Raw genomic sequence first — 5,708 nt, 5'->3', positions numbered from 1 at the left:
CCCCGCGGCGCCGGGGCACCAACCCGCGCCGCAGCCGGTCGATGTCGAAGCCGTGCTGACCGCGATCGTCGCCGCCAAGGGCAATCCCGATCTCAACTGGCGCAGCTCGATCGTCGACCTGATGAAGCTGCTCGATCTCGATTCCAGCCTCGACAACCGCAAGGAGCTCGCCACCGAGCTCGGCTATGGCGGCGCCAAGGACGGTTCGGCGGAAATGAACATCTGGCTGCACAAGGCGGTGATGGGCGAGCTGGAAAAGAACGGCGGCAAGGTTCCCGCCGGCCTGAAGGACTGAACACCGATCGACATCCAGCCCCCCTCCCTGCTCGCAGGGAGGGGCAAGGGGTGGGCACGCGCTGGGACGGATCGACATTTAGAGGACGACGGACGAAAAACCCCTTCGTCACCCCGGCCGCAGTGCCGGGGTCCACTCATCCTCCAGAGAGCCCCTCACACCTCCAGCGGCTCTCCCAGCATCCCGGTGGACCCCGGCACTGCGGCCGGGGTGACGATCGACGAAGGAATATCGATGCCCCTCCCGCCGCTGAATGTCGATCCGTCCTCGCTCCATTGGCCCGGGCCCGGGTTAGAGGCAGACGCGCCCCCACTTGAATCCCCCGTCCTCCACCCCATATCCCCTCGCAAGGCGCCGATCGCCAACCGGCAGTTCCTCGCGAACTTTCGCGCCCCAGCCCTTTCTCCGATCACGACCCGCAGCGCCCTTCCGGCGCGCATGTCGTGCATCCGAAAGCGCCGCCGCGCCTCGACAGTCGAGGCTGCGGCCACCCCAACCCCAAACAGGAAACCCAATGAATTTCTTCGACAAGATCCACGAAACCCAGATCACCCGTACTGCCCGCCGGCCCCGCGCCATCCCGCTGCATCGCCGGCTCTTCCCGGTGGAGTTCTCCCCCGCCCTGCCGTCCCAGCGCGACATCGCCCGCGCGGCGGTGCGCGAAGTGCTCGGCTGACCCCAGGCGGCCTAACCCGGCGCCTGCCGGACGGCGGCATGGCACCGCCGGAACAAACCATGAACTTTTCCTTTCCAATGTAGGAAATCGCGGTATATCGAACCGGTCCACCCACGCCCGCGCCGAGTCGCGCCGGCGCCACGAGGAGGACCGGAATGAACGCGATCACGCCCATGCCCTCGCCCGCCAGCCAGGCGGCGCCCGACACGCCCATCCCCCACGACACCACCGACCAGGACTGGCGCCACCCCGCCTACCCGCCCGCGTCCTGGACCGGCTGGACGCCCGAGCGGCAGAAACTCTTCCTCCAGGCGGTCGCGGAGGGGCGCAGCGTCGTCCATGCCTGCCGCATCGTCGGCCTCACCAAGCAATCCGCCTATGCCTTTCGCCGCCGCCCCCAGGGCGCGGCCTTCGCGCTCGCCTGGCAGGCGGCGTGCCTGCTCGCCCGCGACGCGCTCGCCGACGACATGCTGGATCGCGCGCTCAATGGCGAGATCGAGACGATCACCTATCGCGACGGCACCAGCGTCTCGCGCCACCGCTATGACAATCGCCTGGCGACGACGATCCTGAACCGGCTCGATCGCCTTGCCGATCGCGCGTCGGGCGAAGTCACCTATGCCGCCGCGCGCCTCGTCGCCACCGAGTTCGACCAGTTCCTGGAGTGTATCGGCCAAGGCCCGGCCCGCGCCGGCGTCTTCCTCGGCGCGCGGACGGAGGAGGCGGCCGAGGTTGATCTCGCCCCGATCCGCGCGCTCGCCCGCGCCGATCGCTGGCTGCGCACCCATGCCGGGCTGGCCGAAGAGGTCGACACGTCCGATCTCGATCCCGCGTGCCGCCACGAATGGAGCGCCGGGCAATGGGCGCGGGCCGAGGCCGCCGGCCTGCTCGCGCTCGCACCGCCCAGGCCGGAGGAAACCACCCCTCCGGAGAGTCAAATGAGTCAACCGGCGAACAAGGAGGAGGAAGCCACCCCCGCCCTGTGGTGGGACGACCGGGCCCGCGAATGGCGCACCCGCTATCCCGCCCCGCCGGGCTTCGAGGGCCGTGAAGAGGGCGAGTATGGCGAGGAGGACTATGAGCGCGCCCTCACCCTGGAGGAGGAGGAAGCGATCGAGGCCCCCTACCGCGCCCGCGTCGCCGAGCAGGCCCGCATCGAGGCCGCCGAGCGCGATGCCCTGTTCGGCTTCGTCCCCGTCCCGCCCGATCCCGGCCGCCGTTCCGAAATGCAGCCTCCGGAAGGTGTGGATTTCAACGCGCTGCTCGAAATGGCGGCCGGCGACGCAGACGACGATCCCGAAGACGAGTTCGAGGATGAGGATGAGGACGAAAACTGGGATTATTCGCGCGATGCGGAATATATGGCGCAACTTGACGGCGATGGTCCCTGATTTCGCACGTCCCGTCGCCGTCGCCGGGCGCCGTCGGGGGCGTCTATTTGCTATTCCGCCCCCAAGCGCCCATATGTGGCGCTGCTACAGTCGCAAATTGAACGGTCACTGGCGCTTTGCGGCTCCTCTTTCCTTCTCTTCGCCCCGCAGCACGAGGGCTCCCGGCATTCGGGATCCCGATAAAAGAAGGAAAATCCGCATGAGCATCACCGGCACCGTCAAGTTCTTCAACGCCGACAAGGGCTATGGCTTCATCGCTCCGGACACCGGCGGCCAGGACGCGTTCGTCCACATCACCGCGGTCGAGCGCGCCGGCATGGCGACCCTCAATCAGAACCAGCGCGTCACCTACGAGCTGGAGCAGGACAAGCGCGGCAAGACCAGCGCCGTCAACCTGCAGGCTGTCGACTGAGCTTTCTCAGGCGTCACCCGAAATACGGCGCCCTCCGCACATCGCGGGGGGCGCCATCTACTCCAGGAGAACGCCACATGGCCCAGGCCCCCAATTTCCGCGCCAACGCCGCCCAGTGCCGCGCCGACGCCGAGGCTGCGACCCTCTCCAATGTCCGCGAACGGTGCCTGCGCGCCGAGGCTGCCTGGCTCGACATGGCCGATCGTCAGGAACGCGTCGAGACCGCGCGCGCCGTGCGCGAGAATCGCCCCGGTCCAGCAACCATCGCCGCCTGACCCGGCGCGCCATCGGCCCGTCGCACGCCGGACTAATATTGTAGTATTACTTAGCCTGAATCGACCGCGCATCGCCTTGCAATGCGGGAAACGGCCCCCAATTGGCCGTTAACCTGTGTTAATTATGCGAGTATGAGACGATGGGCGAGAAAGTCGCTCTGACTTCGGGCCAGATCGCGAGATTGCGCGAATTGGTGGAAGCGACCGCGGAACGCCTGGGCACCACGCCCGATGCCGCGATCGCCTTTATCGAAACCGCCGCCATCGATGTCGCCCCTGGCAAGAACCCGCTGACGCTCGGTGAGTTCGCCGCGCATTGGCGGGCGCTGCGCCTGCGCCGCAACGAGTCGCTCGGCATCCCGGTGTTCCGCGATCCGGCGTGGGACATGCTGCTCGATCTGCTGGTCGCCTCGGAGGAGGGGCGCCGGGTGTCGGTGACCGGGCTGTGCCACGCCTCGGGCGTGCCGACCACCACGGCGCTGCGCCATGTCGATCGGCTCGACGCGCTCGGGCTGATCGACCGCACCGCCGATCCCGCCGATCGCCGCCGCTTCTGGGTGACGGCCCGCCCGGACACGCTGGATCGCGTCCGCGAGTTGGTCGCCCGGCTGCGGGCGGCGGCCTGAAATCGGGCTTGCAATGTAGGATTTGAGGGGCGACGAAAGGCGAGGCTCTTTCGCATCGCTGGAATTGGGATCGTCATCCCGGCGAAAGCCGGGATCCAGGAGTCGCGAGCGACACGGCCCGACAGGCAACCTTTCCCCTCCCCAAGCATTGGCCTGACATCACGCAGGGAAATGGGAGAGACAATATGCGACTTTTAGCACTTGGCTTCGTCGCCGCGGCGGCAATGGTTTCGGGCTGTACCGACAGTTACGGCACCGGTTCGGCCAGCCGTTCGGGCTACCGCTCCTATGACTATAACCGTCCCGATCCCTCCTATGGCGGCTATTATGCCGATCGCTATTATCGCGACGACAATCGCCGTTACCGCGAGCGCCGTCTGGCTCGCAACGACCGGGTCTATCGCGGCCAGGACGGGCGCTATTATTGCCGCCGCAGCGACGGCACCACGGGCCTGATCGTCGGCGGCATCGCCGGCGGAGTGCTCGGCAACGTGATCGCGCCGGGCGGGTCGGAAGTGCTGGGCACGCTGCTCGGCGCAGCGGCGGGTGCCGCGGTCGGCTCGTCGGTGGACAAGAACAACGACGTCCGCTGCCGCTGAGGCGGCGCGCGGCGGCGGGCCATCCCGCCGCCGCGACCTATCCGATAGTGTGACTTCGCGCCGCCACATGGCCGCGCTAGAAACGGGCGCACAAGGAACAGAGGAGCACGCCGATGACCACCCGCACCGCGACCGCCCGCTACGAAGGCTTCGGCAAGGAGGGCAAGGGCCACATCACCTCGGCCTCCGGCGTGCTCGACGCCACGCCCTACAGCTTCAACACCCGCTTCGGCGATGAGAAGGGCACCAATCCCGAGGAACTGATCGCCGCGGCGCATGCCGGCTGCTTCACCATGGCGCTCAGCTTCGCCCTCGCCCAGGCCGGCTTCAGCGAGGGCAGCCTGGAGACCAGCGCCGCGGTCAAGCTCGAGGCCGACGGCGAAGGCGGCTTCTCGATCACCCGCTCGGACCTGACACTCAAGGCGAGCATCCCCGGCATCGCCGAGGAGCAGTTCGCGGCGTTGGCCAAGGGCGCCGAGGCCAATTGCCCGGTCTCGAAGCTGCTCAAGGCCGAGATCAGCCTGACCTACGAACTGGCCTGAAGTACCGTCCGGCCGTCAGGCGTCCGTCTTGGGCGTCCGCGGCGCACGGGGCTTGGCGGCGGCAGCGCGGGCGGAGGGACGCTTCGCCACGGGCTTCGCAGCCGCCACAGGCTTCGCCGCAGCCGGGGCAGCCGGCTTGGCCTTCACCTTGGCAACAGGCTTGGCAGGCACCGCGGCGATTGCCGGCGCAGCAGCGGGCTTGCGCGTCCGCTTGACCACCGGCTTGGGGGCCGCGGCCGCAACGGGAGCCGGCGGCGGCGAGCCCTCGGGCTTGTCCTCGGGCTTGGCGGCGGCGGCCGGCTTCGCCTCGGGCTCGTTCTTGAGCCTGGCGGCCAGCGCGACCAGACCCGCCGCGAGCAGGTCGGCGACCACGGGATGCTTGGCCAGTCCGGTCAGCTTGCGGCGCACGTCCTTGGGCAGCTTGATGCCCGCGATGTTCTTCGGGAGCAGCGAGCTTTTCGCGCCGTCCTTCTTTTCCTTCTTGCCGGCCATTCATTCCTCCACGATTTGTCATACCACTGTCATGGACGAACGACCCCGCGTCAATGCGCAGTCTCGGCCGGGTGCTCGAACTCGAACTCGATCACCAGCTCGCCGCGTGCCAGCTTGCCGCGAACATCCTTTGCCCGGCGTGCGGCGGCCCGGGCGCCGACCGCATCGGCGCCCCGCTCGTCCCTGTCCAGTTTCCGGCTCTTCATGCTTCGTCTCCTGCACCCGCCCGGAGACCGAACGGGCGGAGGGGACGCAGCGTTCCACCGTCAGCGCGCCGCCACCAGGCGCTGGAGGAAGGCATGGAGCCGCGCGCTGTTGGCGGCCCAGGTGAAGGGCTCGGCGACGGCGCGAACCGCCGCGGCAGCTGGCGGATCGGCCAGGATCCCGGCAAGCGCCGCGC

At 68.5% G+C, this 5,708-nt stretch carries 10 protein-coding genes; 8 read left to right on the top strand and 2 right to left on the bottom strand.

Annotation, left to right across the window (positions count from 1 at the left end):
- From HB724_RS20130 to HB724_RS20095, 8 genes are all read left to right on the top strand, one after another.
- On the top strand, positions 1-295 hold a 295-nt coding region (locus tag HB724_RS20130; protein ID WP_213982729.1), incomplete at its 5' end, for a DUF3597 domain-containing protein.
- Positions 296-809: 514 nt separating this feature from the next.
- Positions 810-971, top strand: coding sequence for a hypothetical protein (locus HB724_RS20125; RefSeq protein WP_213982728.1), 162 nt, complete (start codon positions 810-812; stop codon positions 969-971).
- 155 nt (positions 972-1,126) lie between these two features.
- Positions 1,127-2,362, top strand: a complete 1,236-nt coding sequence (locus HB724_RS20120) for a hypothetical protein (RefSeq protein WP_213982727.1) — start codon at positions 1,127-1,129, stop codon at positions 2,360-2,362.
- A gap of 199 nt (positions 2,363-2,561) precedes the next feature.
- On the top strand, positions 2,562-2,774 hold the full coding sequence (locus HB724_RS20115; protein WP_213982726.1) for a cold-shock protein: 213 nt from the start codon (positions 2,562-2,564) through the stop codon (positions 2,772-2,774).
- A 77-nt stretch (positions 2,775-2,851) separates the two neighbouring features.
- The gene (locus HB724_RS20110; protein WP_213982725.1) at positions 2,852-3,049 is read left to right on the top strand and encodes a hypothetical protein; all 198 of its coding nucleotides are present in this window, start codon (positions 2,852-2,854) and stop codon (positions 3,047-3,049) included.
- 182 nt (positions 3,050-3,231) lie between these two features.
- Positions 3,232-3,675, top strand: a complete 444-nt coding sequence (locus HB724_RS20105) for a MarR family transcriptional regulator (RefSeq protein ID WP_213982724.1) — start codon at positions 3,232-3,234, stop codon at positions 3,673-3,675.
- Between the two features lie 185 nt (positions 3,676-3,860).
- Positions 3,861-4,274, top strand: a complete 414-nt coding sequence (locus tag HB724_RS20100) for a glycine zipper 2TM domain-containing protein (RefSeq protein WP_213982723.1) — start codon at positions 3,861-3,863, stop codon at positions 4,272-4,274.
- A 113-nt stretch (positions 4,275-4,387) separates the two neighbouring features.
- The gene (locus HB724_RS20095) at positions 4,388-4,816 is read left to right on the top strand and encodes an OsmC family protein (protein WP_213982722.1); all 429 of its coding nucleotides are present in this window, start codon (positions 4,388-4,390) and stop codon (positions 4,814-4,816) included.
- Positions 4,817-4,831: 15 nt separating this feature from the next.
- On the opposite strand, the gene HB724_RS20090 is transcribed toward HB724_RS20095, so the two are convergent.
- Both HB724_RS20090 and HB724_RS20085 read right to left on the bottom strand, forming a co-directional pair.
- Positions 4,832-5,308: a hypothetical protein gene (locus tag HB724_RS20090; RefSeq protein WP_213982721.1), complete on the bottom strand. Its 477-nt coding sequence runs from the start codon at positions 5,306-5,308 to the stop codon at positions 4,832-4,834.
- Between the two features lie 50 nt (positions 5,309-5,358).
- Positions 5,359-5,514 carry a hypothetical protein gene (locus HB724_RS20085; RefSeq protein ID WP_213982720.1) on the bottom strand — a complete coding sequence of 52 codons (156 nt, stop codon included), beginning with the start codon at positions 5,512-5,514 and terminating at the stop codon, positions 5,359-5,361.
- Between the last annotated feature and the right edge of the window lie 194 nt (positions 5,515-5,708).

The sequence above is a fragment of the Sphingomonas sp. dw_22 genome (assembly GCF_018449795.1).
GTDB lineage: Bacteria > Pseudomonadota > Alphaproteobacteria > Sphingomonadales > Sphingomonadaceae > Sphingomonas.
This window is presented reverse-complemented; position numbering and strand designations above follow the sequence as displayed.

Coding starts and splice junctions, on each gene's coding strand:
- HB724_RS20125 (WP_213982728.1), top strand. CDS start 810: ATGAATTTCTTCGACAAGATCCACGAAACCCAGATCACCCGTACTGCC.
- HB724_RS20120 (WP_213982727.1), top strand. CDS start 1,127: ATGAACGCGATCACGCCCATGCCCTCGCCCGCCAGCCAGGCGGCGCCC.
- HB724_RS20115 (WP_213982726.1), top strand. CDS start 2,562: ATGAGCATCACCGGCACCGTCAAGTTCTTCAACGCCGACAAGGGCTAT.
- HB724_RS20110 (WP_213982725.1), top strand. CDS start 2,852: ATGGCCCAGGCCCCCAATTTCCGCGCCAACGCCGCCCAGTGCCGCGCC.
- HB724_RS20100 (WP_213982723.1), top strand. CDS start 3,861: ATGCGACTTTTAGCACTTGGCTTCGTCGCCGCGGCGGCAATGGTTTCG.
- HB724_RS20095 (WP_213982722.1), top strand. CDS start 4,388: ATGACCACCCGCACCGCGACCGCCCGCTACGAAGGCTTCGGCAAGGAG.
- HB724_RS20090 (WP_213982721.1), bottom strand. CDS start 5,308: ATGGCCGGCAAGAAGGAAAAGAAGGACGGCGCGAAAAGCTCGCTGCTC.
- HB724_RS20085 (WP_213982720.1), bottom strand. CDS start 5,514: ATGAAGAGCCGGAAACTGGACAGGGACGAGCGGGGCGCCGATGCGGTC.